Annotated in this window: 21 protein-coding genes and 2 pseudogenes; 13 read left to right on the top strand and 10 right to left on the bottom strand. The window is 41.8% G+C overall.

Annotated features, from left to right (window positions below):
* Positions 1-122 precede the first annotated feature (122 nt).
* The 5 genes from V7K38_RS05710 (at position 123) to V7K38_RS05690 (ending at position 5,761) form a co-directional block, all read left to right on the top strand.
* Entirely contained in the window at positions 123-875 is a 753-nt protein-coding gene (locus tag V7K38_RS05710; protein ID WP_334856131.1) for a response regulator transcription factor, read from the top strand.
* A 53-nt stretch (positions 876-928) separates the two neighbouring features.
* On the top strand, positions 929-2,248 hold the full coding sequence (locus tag V7K38_RS05705) for a sensor histidine kinase (protein ID WP_334856130.1): 1,320 nt from the start codon (positions 929-931) through the stop codon (positions 2,246-2,248).
* A 28-nt stretch (positions 2,249-2,276) separates the two neighbouring features.
* Positions 2,277-2,945 carry a phosphate signaling complex protein PhoU gene (phoU, locus tag V7K38_RS05700; RefSeq protein WP_334856128.1) on the top strand — a complete coding sequence of 223 codons (669 nt, stop codon included), beginning with the start codon at positions 2,277-2,279 and terminating at the stop codon, positions 2,943-2,945.
* A 354-nt stretch (positions 2,946-3,299) separates the two neighbouring features.
* Positions 3,300-3,932 (top strand): Crp/Fnr family transcriptional regulator, encoded by a 633-nt coding sequence (locus V7K38_RS05695; protein WP_334856126.1) that lies wholly within the window; start codon positions 3,300-3,302, stop codon positions 3,930-3,932.
* 128 nt (positions 3,933-4,060) lie between these two features.
* Positions 4,061-5,761: an iron uptake porin gene (locus V7K38_RS05690; RefSeq protein WP_334856124.1), complete on the top strand. Its 1,701-nt coding sequence runs from the start codon at positions 4,061-4,063 to the stop codon at positions 5,759-5,761.
* A 92-nt stretch (positions 5,762-5,853) separates the two neighbouring features.
* Here the strand turns inward: V7K38_RS05690 and V7K38_RS05685 are convergent, their stop codons facing one another.
* Positions 5,854-6,105, bottom strand: a complete 252-nt coding sequence (locus V7K38_RS05685; RefSeq protein WP_334856122.1) for a hypothetical protein — start codon at positions 6,103-6,105, stop codon at positions 5,854-5,856.
* 274 nt (positions 6,106-6,379) lie between these two features.
* On the opposite strand from V7K38_RS05685, the gene V7K38_RS05680 reads away from it, so the two are divergent.
* Together V7K38_RS05680 and V7K38_RS05675 are read left to right on the top strand one after the other, a co-directional pair.
* On the top strand, positions 6,380-6,985 hold the full coding sequence (locus V7K38_RS05680; protein ID WP_334856120.1) for a DUF3318 domain-containing protein: 606 nt from the start codon (positions 6,380-6,382) through the stop codon (positions 6,983-6,985).
* A 592-nt stretch (positions 6,986-7,577) separates the two neighbouring features.
* Positions 7,578-7,769 (top strand): hypothetical protein, encoded by a 192-nt coding sequence (locus V7K38_RS05675; protein WP_334856118.1) that lies wholly within the window; start codon positions 7,578-7,580, stop codon positions 7,767-7,769.
* Between the two features lie 221 nt (positions 7,770-7,990).
* Here V7K38_RS05675 and V7K38_RS05670 read toward each other — a convergent pair whose 3' ends face one another.
* The 4 genes and pseudogenes from V7K38_RS05670 to tftA form a co-directional block, all read right to left on the bottom strand.
* Positions 7,991-8,389: a hypothetical protein gene (locus V7K38_RS05670; RefSeq protein WP_334856116.1), complete on the bottom strand. Its 399-nt coding sequence runs from the start codon at positions 8,387-8,389 to the stop codon at positions 7,991-7,993.
* Between the two features lie 318 nt (positions 8,390-8,707).
* Positions 8,708-9,883 (bottom strand): nicotinate mononucleotide-dependent phosphoribosyltransferase CobT, encoded by a 1,176-nt coding sequence (gene cobT / locus V7K38_RS05665; RefSeq protein ID WP_334856114.1) that lies wholly within the window; start codon positions 9,881-9,883, stop codon positions 8,708-8,710.
* 83 nt (positions 9,884-9,966) lie between these two features.
* A pseudogene (locus V7K38_RS05660) lies at positions 9,967-10,251 on the bottom strand (IS1634 family transposase); the annotation flags it as partial.
* 225 nt (positions 10,252-10,476) lie between these two features.
* A complete protein-coding gene (gene tftA / locus V7K38_RS05655; protein WP_334856110.1) occupies positions 10,477-11,829 on the bottom strand; it encodes a hormogonium tapered terminus morphoprotein TftA in 1,353 nt (450 codons plus the stop codon).
* A gap of 164 nt (positions 11,830-11,993) precedes the next feature.
* Here tftA and dnaG point away from each other — a divergent pair, with 164 nt between their 5' ends.
* The 6 genes and pseudogenes from dnaG to V7K38_RS05625 all read left to right on the top strand — a co-directional run bounded on the left by dnaG (position 11,994) and on the right by V7K38_RS05625 (position 17,836).
* Positions 11,994-13,937: a DNA primase gene (dnaG, locus tag V7K38_RS05650; RefSeq protein WP_334856108.1), complete on the top strand. Its 1,944-nt coding sequence runs from the start codon at positions 11,994-11,996 to the stop codon at positions 13,935-13,937.
* Positions 13,938-14,094: 157 nt separating this feature from the next.
* Positions 14,095-14,385, top strand: a complete 291-nt coding sequence (locus tag V7K38_RS05645) for a type II toxin-antitoxin system RelE/ParE family toxin (RefSeq protein ID WP_334856171.1) — start codon at positions 14,095-14,097, stop codon at positions 14,383-14,385.
* A gap of 13 nt (positions 14,386-14,398) precedes the next feature.
* Positions 14,399-14,713, top strand: coding sequence for a HigA family addiction module antitoxin (locus V7K38_RS05640; protein ID WP_334856107.1), 315 nt, complete (start codon positions 14,399-14,401; stop codon positions 14,711-14,713).
* Between the two features lie 77 nt (positions 14,714-14,790).
* Positions 14,791-14,976: pseudogene (locus V7K38_RS05635) on the top strand (hypothetical protein); the annotation flags it as partial.
* A gap of 110 nt (positions 14,977-15,086) precedes the next feature.
* Positions 15,087-15,554 (top strand): DUF29 domain-containing protein, encoded by a 468-nt coding sequence (locus V7K38_RS05630; protein ID WP_334856105.1) that lies wholly within the window; start codon positions 15,087-15,089, stop codon positions 15,552-15,554.
* A gap of 614 nt (positions 15,555-16,168) precedes the next feature.
* Positions 16,169-17,836 carry an MBL fold metallo-hydrolase gene (locus V7K38_RS05625; RefSeq protein WP_334856104.1) on the top strand — a complete coding sequence of 556 codons (1,668 nt, stop codon included), beginning with the start codon at positions 16,169-16,171 and terminating at the stop codon, positions 17,834-17,836.
* A gap of 77 nt (positions 17,837-17,913) precedes the next feature.
* Here the strand turns inward: V7K38_RS05625 and V7K38_RS05620 are convergent, their stop codons facing one another.
* From V7K38_RS05620 to V7K38_RS05600, 5 genes are all read right to left on the bottom strand, one after another.
* A complete protein-coding gene (locus tag V7K38_RS05620) occupies positions 17,914-18,225 on the bottom strand; it encodes a DUF6679 family protein (RefSeq protein ID WP_012408115.1) in 312 nt (103 codons plus the stop codon).
* 678 nt (positions 18,226-18,903) lie between these two features.
* Positions 18,904-19,122 carry a hypothetical protein gene (locus V7K38_RS05615; RefSeq protein ID WP_334856102.1) on the bottom strand — a complete coding sequence of 73 codons (219 nt, stop codon included), beginning with the start codon at positions 19,120-19,122 and terminating at the stop codon, positions 18,904-18,906.
* Between the two features lie 269 nt (positions 19,123-19,391).
* The gene (locus V7K38_RS05610) at positions 19,392-20,201 is read right to left on the bottom strand and encodes a Nif3-like dinuclear metal center hexameric protein (RefSeq protein WP_334856101.1); all 810 of its coding nucleotides are present in this window, start codon (positions 20,199-20,201) and stop codon (positions 19,392-19,394) included.
* Between the two features lie 98 nt (positions 20,202-20,299).
* A complete protein-coding gene (locus V7K38_RS05605; RefSeq protein ID WP_334856099.1) occupies positions 20,300-20,554 on the bottom strand; it encodes a hypothetical protein in 255 nt (84 codons plus the stop codon).
* A 22-nt stretch (positions 20,555-20,576) separates the two neighbouring features.
* Entirely contained in the window at positions 20,577-21,146 is a 570-nt protein-coding gene (locus V7K38_RS05600) for a hypothetical protein (protein WP_334856098.1), read from the bottom strand.
* Positions 21,147-21,262 lie beyond the last annotated feature (116 nt).

Genomic DNA, 21,262 nt, shown 5'->3' with positions numbered 1-21,262 from the left:
TACTTTTTGTAAAGAAAATCTGAAAGAATTAACCTTAGTAGAAGCACAGTTGCACTAAGGCGAGATAATAGATTTAATCATGCTAATTGATACAAGCACAGTCCCAGACTTTTGTGATATCAATGTATACCACTGAATCGACCAAATACTCTGCTAGAACGGACATTGGACAAACCAGCCGGATTCTAGTAGTAGAAGATGAAGAATTAATCCAAGAAATGCTAGCTGTAGCCCTAGAAGAGGAAGGTTACGGGGTGATAACAGCACCCGATGGGCGATCTGCTATAGAGTATCTCAAAAGTTTTGAAACCAACTCAGGGGAAGTTCCCTTTGATTTGATTATTCTTGATTTGATGCTGCCGCAAATTAATGGGCTAGATATTTGCCGTTTACTACGTCATCAAGGAAACCCAATACCTATTTTAATGCTTAGTGCTAAGGGTAGCGAAACTGACCGCGTTCTGGGGTTGGAGGTGGGTGCAGATGACTACCTCACCAAACCTTTTAGTATGCGTGAGTTAGTGGCTCGTTGTCGCGCTTTACTCCGCCGCCAACGCCTAAGTAATTTACCACAACTACCAGTATTAAAATTTAAGGATGTCACCTTGAATCCTCAAGAATGTCGGGTGCTGGTTCGTGGTCTAGAGGTGAGTCTTTCCCCTAAAGAGTTCCGCTTGCTGGAATTGTTTATGAGTTACGCCCGTCGGGTATGGTCGCGGGAACAATTGCTAGACCAGGTTTGGGGGCCAGATTTCGTTGGTGATAGTAAAACCGTAGATGTCCATATTCGGTGGTTGCGCGAAAAATTAGAGCAAGACCCCAGTCATCCCGAATATATTGTGACTGTAAGAGGTTTTGGCTATAGGTTTGGATAATTAGTTTAGATAGTTGTTAGTTTTTAGTAGTCACCAAAAAACTAACAACTCAAATGCTTTTATTGGGATTTATTCTGGGTTTAGCGGTAGGCATTGGGTTTTGGGTTTGGCAACAGGTTCAACTTAACCGCTACCTGGGGCGTTTACTCCGACCGTTAACCTCCCATTCCTCTAAGATAGGACTGCTGCTGATTCCTGGATTGCGGCAGGAAATAGCGATGGTGAAGCAGCAACGGCAAGATTTACAGCAGTTATTGCAAACTTACCAAGACCTGCTAGATTTTGCACCAGTAGGATATTTGCAGGTGGATGAAGAAAATCAACTGCTGTGGTGCAATCGGCAGGCGCAGGAAATTTTGTATCTGCAAAGGTGGCAACCAGAACAGGTACGCTTGTTATTAGAGTTAGTACGGTCTTACGAACTTGACCATTTAATTGAGCAAACTCGCGATCGCCAAAAACCACAAACGGCAGAATGGATATTTCATCCATCTTGTGATGATGCGGCAGATATGCCAACAATGAAATCTCTGGCTTTGCGGGCATCTAGTTTGCCTTTACCCAATGGACAAGTGGGAGTATTTTTAGAAAATCGTCAACCCCTATTAGATATAAATCAAGTACGCGATCGCTCTTTTTCCGATTTAGCCCACGAACTCAGAACGCCCTTAACTTCGATTCGCTTGGTTGTGGAAACGTTACAAATCCGCTTGGAACCGCCTCTCAATCGTTGGGTTAACCGTTTAATGCAGGAAGTCGATCGGCTGATTAACTTAGTGCAAAGCTGGTTAGACTTGACCCAAATGGAAGCAAACCCAACCATGCAATTACAAGCCAAAGCTGTAGAATTGCGATCGCTAATTACATCTGTTTGGGAAACACTAGAACCCTTAGCACAGCGTCAACACCTATCTCTTTCTTATTCTGGCCCAGAAAATCTCTGGATTAAGGCAGATCAAGCCCGGATTTTCCAAGTTTTTCTCAACTTGTTAGATAACAGTATTAAATACAGTCCTGCTTCTACAAGTATTCACGTTGAAGCGAAAATCTTATCAACAAAAGATCGTGATGCTACTTCTCCAATTCTAGAAATAAATCTTATTGATTCTGGAGTTGGGTTTTCGGAAGCAGATTTACCCCATGTTTTTGAGCGATTTTATCGAGGAGATAAAGCGCGAACCCATTCCCCACAAGATAGTAACTCCGTATCGGCGATCGTTGGCAATGGTTTAGGATTAGCGATCGTTGAGCAAATTCTTTTGGCACATGGTGGTTCAATCAAAGCTATGAATCATCCAGAAACTGGTGGTGCGTGGATGCAACTACAATTTCCTCAAGTTATGGCAAACTCCTTAAGCCAAGACTATAGTTAGTAATATCTTCACCTTTAAGACAACAAGTGTGAAAGCTGTCCATCATAGTCCCAATCCTGAAAGACCCCAACTCGCACGTGCCATTCGGCGCTTAGAACGAGACGTATTACGCATGGGTGCTTTGGTAGAACAATCTTTTCGCCTCAGCCACCAAGCGTTATTTGCTCGTAACTTAACAGCAGCTGAGGAACTTCCCCGATTAGATAAAAAGATCGATCGCTTTTATCGTCAAATCGAATCAGACTGTACGGCAATTATGACGCTGCAAGCGCCTACGGCTCAAGATTTGCGGTGCTTGAGTGCTTTTATGCAATTAGTGAGAGACTTAGAGCGCATTGGCGATTATGCTGAGGATTTAGCTGAGATTGCGATTAAAATTTTTCCTTATGCGCCTCATTCATGTTTATCTGAGATTGAAGCCATGTCCCTTCACGCACAGGCTATGTTAGCAACTAGCTTGAAGGCTTTGGGAGATTTTGATGAAGGTGGTGGTCGTCGTTTAAAGCACCTAGATGATACCGTAGACGATGCTTACGATCGCGTTTATCTAACTTTAGCCCAACAACGGGATGTGCCTGGTGTAGTCGAGCCAATTGTGCTGCTAGCGCTGGCAATTCGTTGTCTAGAACGGATGGCAGATCATGCCACTAATATTGGTCAGAGGGTAGCATATATCGTCACCGGGCAACGATCTTAATTGACCTCCTAGATCCCCGACTTCTTAAAGAAGTCGGGGATCTAAGGCATTTCAGTCTTCAGAAAAGATTCAATAATTAAAAATAAGTTAACTCAATATTTTACTAAAAGCTTACCTATTCTTAAACTTACACAATTAAAGTAACAAATAAACAACTGAAAAATTATGGTCTATCTAATTGATAGATACCTGAAATCAGAAGTTGTTAATAACATCAGAAGATTTAGAGTTAGTTTCTAGCTCTGAATAAGAAGGTACACTTTCAAATATACAGGTAAATTTTGATACAAATTATTAGAGTTTCTTAATCATTCTAAATAGCGAGATTCCCTAATAATTATGTAGTTACGGTTAATGATGTATTCCACAACTCCCACTTCAAACTCTTCTACCCTGTCAAATAATTCTGCTTTTGACGGACAATTACCCCAGCAGATATTTTCTCGTCGGGAAGTAATTCCACATCAAAATGATGTACTTTGGCGCATTGAACAGGGTGCAGTTCGTACCTTAACTTGGGGTGAAGATGGAACATTCATCACTCTCGGTTATTGGGGATTAGGGGATCTGATTGGCTATCCTTTATCTAAAGTCAAACCCTACCAGATTGAATGTCTCACAGGGGTGGAAGTAAGTATTGTGCCACCTCATTTATGGCATCAAGATACTAACGCTTTGTTGTCTCACATTCAACAGGCAGAGGATCTACTAAGTATTGTGCATCGAAAACCAACTTCGCTACGTTTATGGCAGTTTTTGGTGTGGTTAAGTGAAAAATTTGGACGTGACGTAGAGAAGGGCAAGCTAATTGATTTAAATGTTACTCATCAAGATATTGCTGAAGTTTTAAATACTACAAGAGTCACAGTTACTCGACTCTTACACCAGTTGGAAGAAGAAGGAACAGTGTTACGTCACAAACGCCGCATTATTTTGCGCTTACCAAATCAATTAATCAAAAATTATGGTTCAGCAATATCTAACTGAATTGCTTGTAAAAATCACAGAAGATAATGTATAATCGTGGCTGTGATTGTGTGTAAAATTCCCGAAAGTCAAGTGCTATAAGCACTTTATCTTAACTGGGTTATTTAGGTGTGAGTGAGACTAAAAACATGACAAAACGATTCTGGAATCTTATTAAGATTAGTCCGGTTCTTGTAGCTACTACATTTTTAGCTGCCAATAGTGCATTAGCTGCTGAAGTAAACGAAAAGGTAACAAATGTTGCCCAGTTATCTGAAGCTCAAGACTCTAACAACATCGGTCAGGTAACATCAGTTTCGCAATTTTCCGATGTGCAGCCCACAGATTGGGCATTCCAAGCTTTACAATCTCTAGTTGAGCGCTACGGCTGTATTGCAGGTTATCCCAACAGTACCTATCGTGGAAACCGTGCTTTGACCCGTTATGAATTTGCCGCAGGTTTGAATGCCTGTTTAGACCGGGTTAACGAACTGATTGCTACAGCTACTGCCGATTTGGTTAGCAAACAAGATTTAGCTACTCTACAGCGCTTACAAGAAGAATATTCTGCTGAACTAGCAACTCTGCGCGGTCGTGTGGATGGATTAGAAGCCCGCACTTCTGAGTTGGAAGCTAATCAGTTCTCTACTACCACCAAGTTAGTTGGGGAAGCAGTTTTCAACGTATCTCAGCCTTTTGGTGGTGACAGGGCAGTTGCTGCTGCTACTAATACGAGCGCCAGAACCAAATTGAATTCTAACACCACTTTTTCTGATCGCGTTCGTTTGAACTTGTATAGCAGTTTCACTGGTAAAGACCAGTTGCAAATTCGGTTAACTGCTGGGAATATCGTCAATAATAATACTGGTACTGGTGCGACTGGTACTAACATGACCCGCTTGGGCTATGACGTGGGTACTGCGGACAACAGCGTTAGCATAGATAAAATCAACTATGCTTTCAATTTTAGTGATGCAATACGTGTCAAGGTTGATGCTAGTGGTGGTGAGTTATGGGAGAACGTCAACGTCTTCAACTCAGACTTTAGCAGTTCTGGTAGGGGCGCTCTCTCTCGTTATGGACGTTTCAGCCCCATCTATCGTCAAGGTCAAAATGGTGCCGGTTTGACTGTGACTTTGAATCCTAACGAAGCTATCAGCTTAACTGGTGCTTATCTAGCACAAAATACTAATGGTACTACTGTTAATGCCTTTGGTGCTAATAATCCTGGTCTTAATAATGGTCTGTTCAATGGTGATAACACTATCTTCGGACAGTTATCTTTCAAACCTAACAAAGCCTTCAATATTGGTCTAACTTACGCCCACACCTACCTGGCTGGCAATTCTGCCAACAACTTATTCCAAAGTACAGGTAGTGCCTTTGCAAATAATCCCTTTGGCAGTACTTTTAATAATGGTGTTAGTAGTAATACTAAGATTGAATCCAACAACTACGGTGTAGAAGGTACCTTCCAATTTAGCCCTAAGTTGGCTCTTAGTGGTTGGGGGGGTTACACAACTGCATCTACTCTTACTGGTGCTGCTAGAAATGCAGAGATTTGGTACTACGGTGCAACACTTGCTTTGAAAGACTTTGGTGGAGAAGGCAATGTCTTAGGTATTATCTTTGGTCAACCACCCAAAGTCACTGGTGGCAACATAAGAAATGTCGGCACCAATCGTAACCTTGACAGAGATACCTCTTATCATTTAGAGGGTCTTTACAAGTACAAGCTTTCCGATAATATTCAAATTACCCCTGGCGTGTTGGTAATTTTCAATCCAGAGAACAACAATAATAACGACACTGAATATGTAGGTACTCTACGTACTACCTTCACCTTCTAAAACTGGTGATGGGAAATAAACCTCAGAATTAGATAAACAAAAGCCCGCCTTAAGGTGGGCTTTTGTTCAGGAAGAAAATTAACTATGTGGGATTATATGTCTGTCTGACTTGATATATCTTTAGGAGGGCGATCGCTACTCCAAGCCCACCACACAGTACCACAGTGGCAATAATAGAACTCTTGCCATTTACGACGACGGTCTTCTGTAAGCACAGGCGATCGCCGATTTAGCCAAACTTTCTCAGCTTCTCGGCTAGTTGAGTGGCAATTAGGACAGCAAAATTCGTATGCATGTATTGCCTTATTTGTCCATTCAGGCGGGAAAGTAGCAAAAGCGTCCATGTCGTTACAAATGTAGTATCAATGGTTATCCAAAACTCTGAGGTTTTGAACTTGGGGGCATACGGATACTATAAAAAAAATCCCCCTACACTATCGAACTGCTTATCAATATTCTTATGGCTTTGTCTGAACTATTTACAAATCACCATTTAAAGAGGTTTTCACTAATAGAATAACCATTTATAAAGATTGCAAGAGCATCTCACAAATCAAAGGTTAACACGAATGGTAACTAAAATAATTACTACGCACATTATGGCTAATAATTATATTTATGGAGCCAAATATTGAAATTCGCCGTTTATTAGATGTAATGCCTGCTTCTGGTCGAATGACGACAAAAATTGTTAGTAAGCCGGAACAAGCAAAAGTGATTAACGCCTCCTTTCCCCAACCCTGGAATCAGGCGCGACCGATATATATTAATTTCGATTTGTGGCCGCGCTTGACCAAGCCGCAACGAGACTTGTTGCTGTTGCAGATGGTTAACTGGTTGACAGGGGTAAAATGGTTTAAACCTGACATTTATCAAGGTGTGGTAGTAGCGGGGCTGTTAGGCGGCTTATTAGAAGCATCACAATCAGATGTAGTGGGTGTAGTTGTAGCTGGGGGATTAAGTGCGATCGCAGCTTTTCGGATCTGGCGGACTAATAAATCTCAAGAGTCAGAGTTAAATGCCGATGCAGCAGCAATTCGCATAGCACAACGGCGTGGTTATTCAGAAGTTGAGGCAGCGCAACACCTGTTGTCTGCAATTGAAGCGGTAGCCAAAATTGAAGGGCGTTCTGGTTTAAATTTTACTGAGTTGATTCGTTGCCAAAATCTAAAAGCGATCGCAGGGTTATCACCAGTGGGTATGCCAGAAAGTTACGATCGTTAGAATAAACGTCTCTGCTACCCATTTGTAGCAATTTGTGGGTTTTTGATAGCGATCGCTCCCAAAATATCTAAAATTAAGATGAGATTTTGGTCTTATCTAAGCTTAATTTGTACTTTTTTCTCATTACAGCAAGCTTTTAGTCACAAATACGACTTTGTGCATTTAGCTCAAAGCTTCTAACAGATTACAAAAGATGAGCCTCCAAGTAGCTGCAATGCATGGGGCTATTCTACACTGGAATAAGAGAATGTATGTTTAACTGACTTAGAGGACGTTTGAAAAGTCCTATTGTAGGTATCAAAACGTTCTAGATCCCCCTAAATCCACGCCACGTGCTTCAAGTCGGCAGAGCCGCCCAACGCAGTGGCTCCCCTTAAAAAGGGGGACTTTGATTCCGGTTCCCCCCTTTTTAAGGAGGGTTAGGGGGGATCGCTAAGTGTCTAAAATTACGGCGAAATACTTTTCAAACATCCTCTTAGATGTAAAAAAATGGAGAATCTTATCATACCTTCTCAATGTTGCTTATGAAATGCTTACCTCGTGTGGTAAAACTTAACTTAAATTCTGTCAGTTACTAACGGAGTTGATAGGAATGGGTAACTTTATTATTTTTGTCTTGATAGTGGTTTACGGAGGCGGCGTTTGGAAGTTTTGGAATGGCTTTGGACGGACTAATTTTAATCCAACTTTGACCAATCGCATTGGTTTATCCTTGCTATGGCCAGCTTTGTTTATTACAAATCAATCCTATCGTCGAAATTTTAAAAAGGCGTTGAAAGGTTAGAGTTTAGTATTAATTTTAACGTCATCTGAGTGTAAGGGTGGCATATATTTCAATATAAACCTAACCCATCAACCCCCTTTCCCTGGTAGGGAAAGGGGGTTGTATTTGCTCATCCTAACAAGGAGAGGAATTAGGGTAAGGATAAGTTCGTAATGTTAACTAGTGGAACTTGTTAAGTGTTGGGAAGCATTTTCGCTGATGAATTTACGAATTATTTACAATTACTTGGTTAGCAGATGGATTGCTGCGCCTACAGCTGCACCATCAACAGCATTCCCAAGAGTATCTCTCTTATTGCCAGTAATTATGCCAGTCACTGCGCTAGCACCTGCACCGACTCCAACATCTTGACCAATATTCCGGTGATGGCGATTCCGAGTGTTTCTTAGACCATTTGCACCATTGACGGCTGCACCAGTCACACCACCTTTAACAGCGTTGCCTAATACATTACGCTTTCCTCTAACGGCTCCGGTGACGACATTGGTAACAGCCCCAATACCTGCATCTCTTAGTACTTGGTCATCAGCAACAGCCGGTTTAGCAGGAACCAAGGTTACACCAGCTAAACTTGCAGCCATGAGGCTGGGTAGGAGTGTGCGTTTTAGGATATTATTCATTGTGTTACCTTCTCAAAACATCAAACAATTAGCTAAAAACCAAAGTTACTGGGGTCGGACAAAATCTGATTTTCATCGGAACAACAGCAACTATTTATTGTTTGAGAACATATATATAATCGCATTTATCAAGTGATAACTGCATCCTCTGAAAGCATGAATATAGATTAAGCCTTGAGAAGGTCTTCCTGATTTCTTAGGTGATAGTGGAGATTACACATTGACAAAATCAATTAAATGTGAATTAAAATCTGTCGGTACGAAACCTTCATTTTTTGATTACTAGCAGCTATTTCATGACGATCAGCCGTATAGTGTTTACTCTATACTTAGCCGTTCAAGCTGGGATTCAATGGCTGCCAAAAGTTCGTGTTGCTGCCAATCTTGGCTCAGATGGGCGGCTATGCAAGCGGCTCCAGCACCCATACCTTCTTTGACAAAGCCCTGTTCATAAGCTCTCAGTTGGGGATAACGAGAATCAGCAAAGCTCAGATCGGTTGCTAATAAGGTAGGGGTTCTTCCACTCTGAGTTAAGTTATCTTTTCCTAAGCTGAGGGCTAAGTCAACTGTAGCGCCAGTAGGATCTTCTGCCACCCAACGGGTTGTGCCTACAACTACTGCTTCTGGTTGCCATGATAAGGCGTAAGTTTGAGCGATCGCACCGCTCAGAGCATAAACTGCCAGCATTTGCGTTCCACCAGCCAGCATTACACCACAACTACGACTAGCTGCGATCGCCATCCCAGCTACCACTACCTGCATGGGATCGCCCACGGCGGCAACGAGTTTTAGAGGATCTACAGAATTTTGGATTGAAGATTGCAAATTTATCTCCCCCTGCTCCTTGTTCCTCCTCATCTTCTCTAGCCCAGCTTGCACTAATGCCCACTTTTGCCCGTGGTTACAGATAGGGTGGCTACTGTTAACTTTTCCGGCAGCTTCTATACCCAAACCAGTTAAGATTGCCAAGGCAGTTGTAGTGCCTCCAACGACGCACTCACCGAGAATTACATACCCTTCTTGCATATTGTTGGCAGCAAGGCGTTCTCCCCAAAGTAACCCTTGTTCAAACAAGTGGTGTACCACTGTAATTTCCATAGCAGCACCTCCACTTAAACACTTAGCAGGAGCGCCACCCAAATCAATTACTGGCACAGCAGGAGGTTGGGGTAAACCAGCATTAAACAAATTAACTGGTATATTTAGTGACTCAAATACCGCGCGCGAAATCAGCACAGGTGAAGCCCCAGCAGCTAATGGTGGTAAGGGATATTGGGCTTTATGTTCTGGGCCGTAATACAAAAACTCGGCATCAGCACAAGCGGTATATTTTCGATCCTCTGGAGTGCGACCAGCAGCTGAAATCCCTGGAATTAAACCAGTTTCAGTAAATCCTAAAACACAGGCAAATAGGGGTAGACAACCACGATACCGTCGTAGCCATTCTTCACCCTGTTCTTTTTGGGTATAAATACGAATTTGGGCATTGGGCATTGGGAATTGGGAATTGGTGATTATTTACTAGTTAGGACTCATTACTCCTGGTTCGCTCATTTTTTAGAGAGTTAGAACAAAGGCTACTCAGGGGTGAAAGATTGACCACCAAGCTGAGTATAAATGGTAGTTGAAAATCCAAGTAAAATAATAAGACGCTGCTGTAAGGGTGAAAGGGCAGTCAAATGAGCATAAACTTCGTTTTTAACCTCAATCAACAGCAGCGTGATTTCTTTAAATGCAGCAAGAAGTATTTCAGCAGTTGGACGTGCTGTTTCTCGCTTAGGATTACCAACATAAAGTCCAGCAAGCTTTTCTTTATTTTGCTCCAGATTGCGGCGAACCTGAAACTCCAAAATGGTTAACACTTATATAGCAATCCTGATTTTTTTATTGTTAAGCGTACTCTTTCAATTGCTGGAATATATAGCGGGTCATCTGCTTTTTCTGCTGACAATATTTCTGTACACATATCTATGTGCTTTTTTTGGGAATATGTCCTTTGGCATACTTACACCCTTCATTTTTTCTAACTCTCTAAAAAATGAGCGAACCGGGAGTTCTCAGACATCCTTTAATAAATTACTCAACACTCAAAGAAGTCCTGCTGATTCATATAATCGTTTGACCATTGCGGAAATCTTCGTACCATAATCCAAATCTGCTGACCACCGCCCTGATAGCTGATCGATTAATGGCGCAATTCCACGTGTGACAAAACGAAACCTTGGATCTACTACTTCTTGTACCAAAGGTTCTAAGCTAGCGTAAGCTTTCAAATGTTGGATGTGCGCCCTCACTCCAATTCTGGCACTTGGAAAAGATGCAGCCTCTGAACCACCACCGATCGCACCTAAGCCTGCAAAGTTATTTTGCTCAGGTTTAATATCACCACCAAACTGTAAAAATCCAGTTTCTACACACATTTGACAAAAGGCAATATCATAGTTCACTCCTTCTATCCCTGCTTCTTCTCGATAAAGTTTTGGAATGTCAGGAAATTTTGCCAAAGCATTTTGATTATTGTTTCTCAGAAATAATTGTAACTGTACTTCTGAAGTATTACCGTTCGACATTACCCGCGACAATTGACCAGAGCAAACCATCAAATTCGAGCGCAAGCTAACAGTACGAGTTGTAGCATCCCAATTGACTGCAACATTAAAATCTCGCAGTTCGATCGCTTTGACATAAACTACTTTGTGATAGGTAATCCGATTGACATTAGCTGCTTTTGAAAGGTCAATCCGTAGAACGTCTACTAAATCAATGGGAATGTAAGCATTACCATTAACTAAAACTCCTTGCTCTGAGTAATTTTGCCCATTAATATTAATATTAATTGCCGGATAATTTGGTTCTGGCGGAGTTCCAGGAGTAGGGTCAATCACACGGCTCCAAGTTACCAATCCATCAGCAATTCCCAATGCAAAATCGCGGCGACGAGTTTGCAGCAAAGCCCGATCCTCTGGATTGCTGAGAAACGCCACTTGCATCGCCAAAGCTGGAAGCGTTGTCTGGCGACAGAATGCTAAACTTCCCAATCCGCTATCTGTATCTGGCTTGACTCCCCGATTCGGTAATTGGGGTACGCGGCGCAACAAACCCATTAGTAACTGTTCAGCATTACTTTTGCGATCGCTATTATTAACAATATAAAAGACGCTACCCCCACGCACAGAAGGGCTGTTAGCCGCGTTAGATTCAATTTCCAAGGCAACATCACCCCGTCGTCCGCGAGAATTGATCCAGGCGATAGTTTGGGCGGCACTCAAGTCATCGGGAACCGCCAAAATTTCCAAATTCCGCGCCCTCAGTTCCGTGACAATTAAATCCCGCAGCAGAATCATTTCTTTAGCTTCAGTTGTACCACCTGCGATCGCACCTGGATCGACCCCTTCAGTTTCTTTGCCTCCATGAGCCGCAGAAATAAAAATACGCCCCATCTTAAGTATTTCCTCTGATAAAATTAAGTGTAAGCAATTATATAAGTCATTCTTGGTCTAGCAACAAGAATATAATAGCTATCAGAAGTCATTTGTCCTTTGTCCTTTTTTCAAAGTTAATGCCCAATGACTAATGACTAATGACCAATGACTAATGACTAAATATGCAAATCCCCCGCTTGCACCCAGATACAATTGAGGAAGTTAAACTACGAGCTGATATTGTAGATGTCGTCTCGGAATACGTAGTTTTACGCAAACGTGGAAAGGATTTTGTCGGTTTATGCCCTTTCCACGATGAAAAATCTCCTAGTTTCACCGTTAGCCAGACTAAGCAAATGTACTATTGCTTCGGCTGTCAAGCTGCGGGAAATGCCATTAAGTTTGTCATGGAGTTGGGAAAGCGTTCTTTTCCTGATGTGGTACTGGATTTAGCACGGCGTTACCAAGTACCTGTACAAACACTCTTACCCGAACAACGCCAAGAATTACAGCGTCAGCTATCTTTGCGCGAGCAGTTATATGAAGTTCTGGCAACGTCCGCACAGTTTTATCAACACGCCCTGAGACAATCTCAAGGGCAAAAAGCACTTCAATATTTGCAATCTAACCGCCAACTAAAACAAGAAACCATACAGCAATTTGGCTTAGGCTTTGCCCCCGCAGGTTGGGAAACTCTCTATCGTTATCTAGTGGAAGATAAACATTACCCAGCGCAGATACTGGAAAAAGCGGGATTAATTAAGCTACGCAAGGAAGGAGGTGGTTATTATGATGTGTTCCGCGATCGCTTAATGATTCCCATCCGCGATGTTCAAGGGCGTGTCATTGCCTTTGGTGGAAGAACTCTGACTGATGAACAACCGAAATATCTGAATTCACCAGAAACGGAACTTTTTAGTAAAGGTAAAACATTATTTGCCCTCGATCAAGCCAAGGGTGGAATTTCCCAACTCGATCAAGCGGTGGTGGTAGAGGGATATTTTGATGCGATCGCTCTCCACGCTGTTGGTATTAACAACGCCGTCGCCTCCCTTGGTACAGCTTTAAGCTTAGAACAAGTCCGGCTAATATTACGCTACACCGAATCGAAACAATTAATACTCAACTTTGATGCTGATAAAGCCGGAACCAATGCCGCCGAACGTGCGATCGGTGAAATTGCCGAATTAGCATACAAGGGCGAAGTTCAGCTAAAAATTCTCAATTTACCCGATGGTAAAGATGCTGATGAATATTTGCATAGTCACACTTCAGAAGACTATGGAGAACTGCTAAAAAATGCGCCACTTTGGTTAGACTGGCAGATTCAGCAGATTATTCAAGATCGTGACTTAAAACAGGCTACTGATTTTCAGCAAGTAACTCAGCAATTAGTCAAATTACTTAAGAATATAGCTAACAGCGATACACGAAATTATTACGTTTCTTACTGTGCAGAAATACTCAGCTTGGGAGATACCAGACTTATACCCCTGCGAGTCGAAAATCTCCTAACTCAAATTGCTCCAGTTGGGGCTACATACACTAAGCCTGTATCAGCGAAGAAAGCATGGGGAAGTAGCAAAGTTTCCCACTCCCCACTCCCTACAGAACGCAGTCTTTTAGAACACGCAGAGGCATTATTACTGCGAATTTACTTACATTGTCCTGAACAGCGTCAAGCGATTATTGTCGAACTAGAGGAGCGAGATTTGCAATTTAGCCTTTCGCATCACCGATTTTTATGGCAACAGATTTTAGAAATATCATTCGATGATGGAGAAACGAGAAATGTTGCGTCTCAACCAGATTTAATTTCTCGCTTGCAAGACCATTTTTTAGAATTTAGCAGCGAAATGGGGTTAATTTCCCATTTATTCCATGTAAATGAAAAAAACCAGAAAGAAATACTTCGGACACCGCAAGTAGTTCAAGCTGCGATCGCTTGTATGGATTTAGTCATGCTTGAAAAACGCTATCGTCGTTTTTTGGAACTATGGCAACAAACCGATCCAGAAGCCGAACCAGAGCGCTATCAATCTTATTATCAGGCTTTCTACGCCGAAAAAATCAAGCTTCAGAAAATAGACAAGCAACGGCTATTTTCCATCACAGATTTGATCTAAGCTGGTATAGGCGATATCTACAGCCAATCCTAGCGCACACGTGGGTCGATGTTACGATCTTATCAAGAGTATCAACGACAAGTCAACTACCCTGTCCCTTGGTGGATATGGCTTGTAATTCTTACTAGCATGATAACCGTGTTATCGTGCTAGTTATATAGTATCATTTAATGACAAAGGAACTGAAGACATTTTTGATGGTAAGGATTCAAAGCAAGCGCGAAAACAGTGTCCTATAAACTGTTGGCAAGTTGCACAGAGAAAATTAGATCAACTCAATGCAGCGTTCTTTTTAGATGATATGAAAGTTCCACCAGGTAACAATTTAGAAGCTCTAAAGGGCGAGCGCAAGGGTCAGTATAGTGTTCGGATTAATGACCAATATCGGATTTGTTTTACATGGACACCCCAAGGCCCATCAGAAGTTGAAATAGTAGATTACCATTAGGAGTTAGCAAAAGATGAGAGTTCCAAAGCATAGGTTTCCCTCGCATCCGGGCGAAATATTACTTAAAGAGTTTCTAGAGCCAATGGAAATATCACAACGAGAACTTGCAGATGCAATTCACGTTCCTTATCAACGAATTAATGAGGTTGTAAATCAAAAGCGAGGTATCACGCCTAGTACAGCAGTACGATTATCAAAATTTTTTGGAAATAGTTCAGAGTTTTGGTTAAATCTCCAACAGAATTGGGAACTGTACCATGTTCTCAAGGAAGAAAAAGAGGAATTAAAAACTATTAGACAGTTCAATACTTCTGAAGCAACTACATGAGAAAAAGTAGCAATGGTTATGTTGCAAAGTAATTGTCTGGGTGTGAGTGTAGTGCGTAGGCGTAGCCCGTCGTAGACATCGCTTGCATGGATTTGGTGATGCTTGAAAAACGCTATCGTCATTTTTTGGAACTATGGCAACAAACCGATCCAGAAGCCGAACCGGAGCGTTATCAATCTTATTATCAGGCTTTCTACGCCGAAAAAATTAAGCTTCAGAAAATAGACAGGCAACGGCTGTTTTCTATCACAGACTTGTTGTAGATGACAAAAAAATCAGGTTGGCGTTGGATGTGCGATCGCTTTCATCGCTATGATTGGATCGGGTTTCGGGGCTAACTGGAATCTTAAATCACTAGGAGTCGATCTGAGAAATGCCTAACACGCTATACGATCAAGATTTGCAATTATGGATTGAGCAAACCATTCAACAGTTACAAAATCATGAATTTGAGGCGTTGGATATTGAGCATTTGATTGAGGAGCTAGTTGATTTGGGTAAGGCAGAGAAAAATGCCCTGAAAAGCAATCTGACAATTCTGTTGGCGCATTTACTCAAGTTGCGAGTTCAGCATGATGTACCCGATAGTATGAAAGGAAGCTGGTTTAGCTCAATACTTGAACATCGTCAGCGAGTTCTGAATAATTTAGCAGATACTCCTTCTCTAAAAAGTTTTCTCTTAGAGGCAGTGGAAAAAGCCTACCCAGATGCCCGTAAGCTAGGGATTAAAGAAAGCAAGCTAGCTAAGTTTCGGGTTCGCATCCCCCAGGAAAGTGAGTATCCTACCGTTTGTCCTTTTTCTATTGACCAGATTCTAGATGAGGATTTTTACGGTTTGTAGAGGATTGGTATTACTGTTACATTGCTTAACATTTAAATGGATAGACAGGTGAACCGAAAGGTTTTACAATCTGACTGATTACGGTAAATTTACTTATTGCCTAATCAACATAAGCATAGTAAAGATTTTCTAGTGATTACGTTTGATTGCGGAAGCACTAAATTAATATAAGAAAGTCTTGAGTAAAGGGCAGCAAGCAAATGGATGTAAAGCTGATTCTAGCTGGATTAACAGTTATATTCACGCTTTCGTGCTTATTTTTTGGCACGAAAAATGGATTCTATGATTCCGATAACTATCACGGAAATGGCTCTGCACATTGAGTTCAATCTGTAGATGCCGCTTCGCGTAGGGTGAGTTAGCTAAGATAGCTCAGAACTTGCAAAGGGAAAATACATAAGAAGCAAACTCCTTTAGCTCCTAGTTTGATGGCTTTTAGTTAGCCCACCTTTCCGAAGCAGTGCGGGTTCGGAAAGGTGTCCTCCCCAATCAAAATCTGTATTCTCAGGGTGTAGGGACGCACTATAAAACTTACCCCTAAGTCACAAAACCAAAATTTGTGTAATTTTTGGCTTTTGGGATATGTCTATGACGAGATTTGAGGGGAGGAGAGCATGAGGGATAATCTGTCGGCATCCTCTGGCGTAGATGCTGCGGAGGCGGGTAGTGAATTAGAATGTTTGCCCTATAGTGTCCAGCATGACAATGAGGGCGTGTGTTTACTGGTGAAGATGGGCCCACACCGCATTCTATTGGATTGTGGTATGGAGGATATTTCATCGCTGGCTAAGGGGCTTACGAACTCGGAACGTAAATCTAGTTCGTCCCTGCCAGCAGATTTAGTTTTGATTAGTCATGCCCACCCAGATCATGCTAGGGGCTTACTGGCACTGCATAAAGCTTTTCCTAAGTTACCTATTTATAGTAGCGAAGTAACCAGCAAATTACTGCCACTGAATTGGTTAGACCAAGACGCTGAGGAAATTTCCAAATTTTGTCATGCTTTGCCGTTGCGATCGCCTGTGGAACTCCAAGATGGTTTGGTAGCAGAATTATTTCCCGCCGGGCATCTACCAGGGGCAGCGGCAATTCTCCTTACCTACACTACCAAGCAGCGTACCTACAAGCTACTGTACACGGGAGATTTTTTCTTATCAAACTCCCGCTTGGTAGAAGGTTTGCGTTTAGAAGAACTGCGGGGCTTAGATTTGGATGTGCTAATCATTGAAGGTAGCTATGGCACATCCCGCCATCCTCACCGCCGCAACCAAGAAAATCAACTAGCAGAGCGAATTAATCGCGCGATCGCTGACCATTGTTCTGTAATCTTACCCACTCCTGCTTTAGGATTGGGTCAAGAGATGCTAATGCTTTTACGCTCTCATCACCACTTCACCGGACGAGATTTAGATATCTGGGTGGATGGTGCTGTTGCTACTGGGTGTGATGCGTACCTAGAACTTCTACCCCACCTTCCCCCATCTGTACAGAATTTTGCCCGCCATCAACCCTTGTTTTGGGATGAACGGGTGCGCCCTCGCGTGCGTCGTTTAAAAGCAGAAGATCGTCCCACAGTGGGCAAGTCACCTTGTATTGTCCTTACCGACTCTACAGATGATTTGGGTAAGCACTGCCAACTAAACACAGGCCCCTGGCTGATTCTTTTACCAGAAAAAATTGATATAAAAGTTAATAAAGAATATTTAGCGCCTACCACTGTCGAAACCTATCTCTTAGCTCAACATAGTGATGGCCCTGGTACTACGCAGCTAATTCATAATTTGCGACCCCAGCATGTCATTTTTGTTCACGGTTCTCCTGCTTATTTAGCAGACTTGACTAGCTTAGAGGAGTTGCAAAACCGCTACCATGTACATTCTCCGGCAGCTAACACCTTAGTAGAACTGCCTATCGGCGACACATTTTTACAACCGGCAGCACCAGAGACAAACTACGAAGGCGAACTAACAGAGTTAGGAACACTAATCACAATCACCCTACCAAATATGATTACTGGTGATCCCCGTTGGCGGCAATTTGCCGATACTGGTTTAATCGAGGCTCGTTGGCAAGGTGAAGAACTAGTCTTAAGGGGATTGTCTCAACGAGAACTTCTTAGCCAAAATAGCGATCGCTACACATGGACAGATGTAGACTGTTGCGGTACTTGCCGACACCAAAGAGGGCAGAGATGTTGGAACCCAGCTTCGCCATTGTATAACTTTAAGGTAACTCTCGAAGGTTACTGTCCTGCTTTTGAAGGCTTGAGTGATAGCCAATAGTCATTAATCCGATGCCCTTTGTCATTTTTAATTAATGACTAATGACCAATGACTAATGACCAATGACTAATCACTAATTATTCTGGATTCGAGTCAGTGTAACGGTTGTGGATGCGCTCTGCTTCGGGACAATCTTCAGTCATCAGAGGTTCCACATTTCCGCGCGGTACTGAAGCCAGTTTTTGCGTTACTGCACCAATGCTCTCGAGGCGAACCATTTCTTCCCAAGAACAAACTTCGTCCTCTTCTTCTGTTTCATAGCGTAGGGTAACTAAATCTCCCTCTATGTCTATGATGCGGGCGCGTTCAATCCAGCGTTGCTGGTCCCGCAAGAAAACACATACCTCGCGCCCATCGCAACACAGTTGATAAATCTTGCGGTGTAGCATGTATTGTTTCTGCCTTTTTAAACAACGTAGTTAAACCTTTCAAAATCTGGGTTCTACCCCATTACATTACACCTTTGAGAGGTTAATTTCACCTTTGAGAACAAGTAAGCTTCATGACCCAATCCCAAAATTTGCTTGTAGTTGTCAAAATATCGGGAAATGTTGAATTATAAATCAATGGTTGTTCTAGTAATGAAATTATCTCCTTCAGGCTCGTTCTACGGAATGTCTGCTTCATAGAAGTCAAACAATTCCCAACCTGTCTTAAGCAGGCTCATATTTTATGCTGAGTCATTCTTACCATTATGTAACAAATAATACTCCAAAACAATCGTGAATTGCGGTTGTTTAATTTCCCTACTTTTACTTATTGGCATTTTTGGGAAGTCCGGGGACTCGGCTTTAGTTTTACCCACTTGTATCTGATCTTAACTCATTCTTTTGCTGACCTTGATAGTTTTCAACAACAACACCCAAAGAGTTTTTAATTTTTGAGATTTTTTGCCTGATGAGGAATAAAGAGGCAGGAGGCACAGGGCAGGAGAAATGACCATAAATATATTTAGAATATTTAGAATATTTAGAGATATTTAGAGAATTTTATAAAGATAAAAGGGTATTAAATAAGTAAAAATACTTACAACAAGCTTTCCTCAGTTCCTCTGCTTTTTTGAAGTATCAGCAAGATTTATGTGGCAAAGGAAATTCCATAAGCACGTTCGACGAGGATGCTTCTCGTTTAATTTTACCTGCACGAACTGCATCATATAAGGCTGCGAGGGCTGGCAAATCCTCTGACTGATAGCATTTAGTCACCAGTACTTGATGAAGTAAACCCTCAGATTCAACACTAAGATATCCAGTTTGGAAAGCAGATTCAATGATTGTGCGAATCATCTTGGTTAGGGCAGAGTAAACAATTTGTTATCTCAAGTGTGGAACATTTTCTGGTGTAATTAATTGATATAGGACATTGATCTCATGTGATTATAGTTACAAGTAAACAGTGATTTGTATCACATAAATGGTAGGAAATATCAACTTATGATGATAATCTTTGGTATATATAGCAGATTTTTTATACAAATGTCTTAAGTATTAATAGTGCTAGACGATGTGGCAAAATTTTAAGCAAGCATTTAAAAAATCTAGTGAGACACAAACAATCAAGCAAAAAACTGGCGGAAATCTTCATCCTTTTGACTTAGCTGCACCCAGTCTAGGTTTAAGGACTGGAATTTTTGCACTAAGCGATCGCAAGCTGGGCGTTCGGTAGCATAATGTCCAGCATCGATTAAAATGAGATTGCGTTGGCGCAGCCCGCCGTAGGCATCGCGGCTTTCTTGAAACTGATGAAACTTACAGTCAGAAGTCAGATAAGCCTCAGCACCAGTTTTGGCGACGGCTGAAATGTAACCAGCCCCCGAACCACCCAAAACAGCAACTCGTGAAATTGTTTGCTGTAAATCAGCACTAGGGGAAAAAATCAAATTAGGGGGAGCAAGTCGGGTTTGAATGGTTGTGAGTAGTTCTTGTAATGTCAGAAATGGCTCTAGCAAACCAACACGACCATATCCTAATCCTCCTTGTGTGGGTACTATGGGAGTAACTTCTTTGAGTTCTAAAATTTGAGCTAATACGTCAGCAGTACCATCCTGCACTTGGTCAAAATTGGTGTGAGCGCTGTAAATACCAATATTGTAGGTAAAAGCTAACCGTAGCATTTCTGCGATCGCTTCACCAGTGCGTAAAGATTTGAGAGGATTAAAAATCAAGGGATGATGGGCAAATATCAGATTAGCATTCAGAGCGATCGCTTCTTGCATTACTGCCAAAGTCGGTGTCAAACATACCAAAACCCGTACTTTTTCCTGCAACACACCTGGTTCAATCTGCCAGCCACAATTATCCCAGCTTTCACACCAGGCGGGATTAGCCCATGCTTCAAACCAAGTAATTAAATCAGCAATTTTCATAATTATTTTCTTCAGCAATTTTCAAACAATTCTGGGGGTTTAAATCCCAGTTACATTACTTAATTATGAATTACGAATTACGAATTATGAATTACGAATCAGTGTCTCTGTGGTTGAATATTTAATTTTAATGCTAATTGCTGGCGCATTTCTTGAAAAGGTTTGTTCCATACTGGGCTAGCATTCCAGTTCCACACTGCTACGGGGATAAGTTGCTCCTCAGCCAGATAAGCTAATAGACGACGTTCATCTTCTGGTTCACGAGAAAATGTGAACGGATTGCGGTAGCCTGTATCACATACAGCAAATTGCAACTTGGTGAGGTACAGATAATCGTAGTAGGGGCACAACATGTTGTGCCCCTACCCGTGTACTTCATTTACCTGAAATACGCTGTAGTTTATAAGATGTAACCTGGCCGTGACTAATCCGTTGTAAAAGTTCCTTACCTTTGGCGAGCAAATAATCCAAAAAAACCAAACTAAAAGGCTCTATGTGGGCGCGATTTTGTGGCTCTTTTTGTACCCACCTTGCCCACTCAAACCCATAGATAAAATCGTGAACGTAACGGAAACGAATTTCTGTTTTAGTTCCGAACATTTCTATCAGAGTAACCATTTTTTCACCAAAAACTTTTAAAAAAGGAATAGCACCCTCATCTGCTGCTAAAGCCTGTCTAATCATACTACTGACCAGAAAATCAAAATCCCAGAATATGTTTTCTGGGAAGTTTTGTAACTGAGTACGGACTATACTTTCAAGAGTTTCTTGGAGATTTATAAGAAGTTGAATATCGGTGTTTTGCTCAGTAATTAAATTTTCCAGTTCTGCAAAACTGGTACTTAATGTCTTTTGAGGGTTAAGTAATAACAAATGAATAGACTGTTGGGCAAGTATTTCATCAATATATTGGAAAGTATGAGCTGGTGTCAGTTCTTGCTTCATAGTAATTGAAAGAACCCAAACAGGTATCCCCTCAATAATTCGGGGTAGGCGGTTATTCAGGTATCAAAGACCAAGCAAAAGGATGGGAAGAAGACTTTAGCCGAATAACGCTTCCC

This window comes from Nostoc sp. (assembly GCF_036917465.1).
Classification (GTDB): Bacteria; Cyanobacteriota; Cyanobacteriia; order Cyanobacteriales; family Nostocaceae; genus Nostoc.
Note: the sequence above shows the minus strand (reverse complement) of the source record. Positions and strands in the feature narration are given on the sequence as shown.

Coding starts and splice junctions, on each gene's coding strand:
- V7K38_RS05710 (WP_334856131.1), top strand. CDS start 123: ATGTATACCACTGAATCGACCAAATACTCTGCTAGAACGGACATTGGA.
- V7K38_RS05705 (WP_334856130.1), top strand. CDS start 929: ATGCTTTTATTGGGATTTATTCTGGGTTTAGCGGTAGGCATTGGGTTT.
- V7K38_RS05695 (WP_334856126.1), top strand. CDS start 3,300: ATGATGTATTCCACAACTCCCACTTCAAACTCTTCTACCCTGTCAAAT.
- V7K38_RS05690 (WP_334856124.1), top strand. CDS start 4,061: ATGACAAAACGATTCTGGAATCTTATTAAGATTAGTCCGGTTCTTGTA.
- V7K38_RS05685 (WP_334856122.1), bottom strand. CDS start 6,105: ATGGACGCTTTTGCTACTTTCCCGCCTGAATGGACAAATAAGGCAATA.
- V7K38_RS05680 (WP_334856120.1), top strand. CDS start 6,380: ATGGAGCCAAATATTGAAATTCGCCGTTTATTAGATGTAATGCCTGCT.
- V7K38_RS05675 (WP_334856118.1), top strand. CDS start 7,578: ATGGGTAACTTTATTATTTTTGTCTTGATAGTGGTTTACGGAGGCGGC.
- V7K38_RS05670 (WP_334856116.1), bottom strand. CDS start 8,389: ATGAATAATATCCTAAAACGCACACTCCTACCCAGCCTCATGGCTGCA.
- cobT (WP_334856114.1), bottom strand. CDS start 9,883: ATGCCCAATGCCCAAATTCGTATTTATACCCAAAAAGAACAGGGTGAA.
- tftA (WP_334856110.1), bottom strand. CDS start 11,829: ATGGGGCGTATTTTTATTTCTGCGGCTCATGGAGGCAAAGAAACTGAA.
- dnaG (WP_334856108.1), top strand. CDS start 11,994: ATGCAAATCCCCCGCTTGCACCCAGATACAATTGAGGAAGTTAAACTA.
- V7K38_RS05640 (WP_334856107.1), top strand. CDS start 14,399: ATGAGAGTTCCAAAGCATAGGTTTCCCTCGCATCCGGGCGAAATATTA.
- V7K38_RS05630 (WP_334856105.1), top strand. CDS start 15,087: ATGCCTAACACGCTATACGATCAAGATTTGCAATTATGGATTGAGCAA.
- V7K38_RS05625 (WP_334856104.1), top strand. CDS start 16,169: ATGAGGGATAATCTGTCGGCATCCTCTGGCGTAGATGCTGCGGAGGCG.
- V7K38_RS05620 (WP_012408115.1), bottom strand. CDS start 18,225: ATGCTACACCGCAAGATTTATCAACTGTGTTGCGATGGGCGCGAGGTA.
- V7K38_RS05615 (WP_334856102.1), bottom strand. CDS start 19,122: ATGATTCGCACAATCATTGAATCTGCTTTCCAAACTGGATATCTTAGT.
- V7K38_RS05610 (WP_334856101.1), bottom strand. CDS start 20,201: ATGAAAATTGCTGATTTAATTACTTGGTTTGAAGCATGGGCTAATCCC.
- V7K38_RS05605 (WP_334856099.1), bottom strand. CDS start 20,554: ATGTTGTGCCCCTACTACGATTATCTGTACCTCACCAAGTTGCAATTT.
- V7K38_RS05600 (WP_334856098.1), bottom strand. CDS start 21,146: ATGAAGCAAGAACTGACACCAGCTCATACTTTCCAATATATTGATGAA.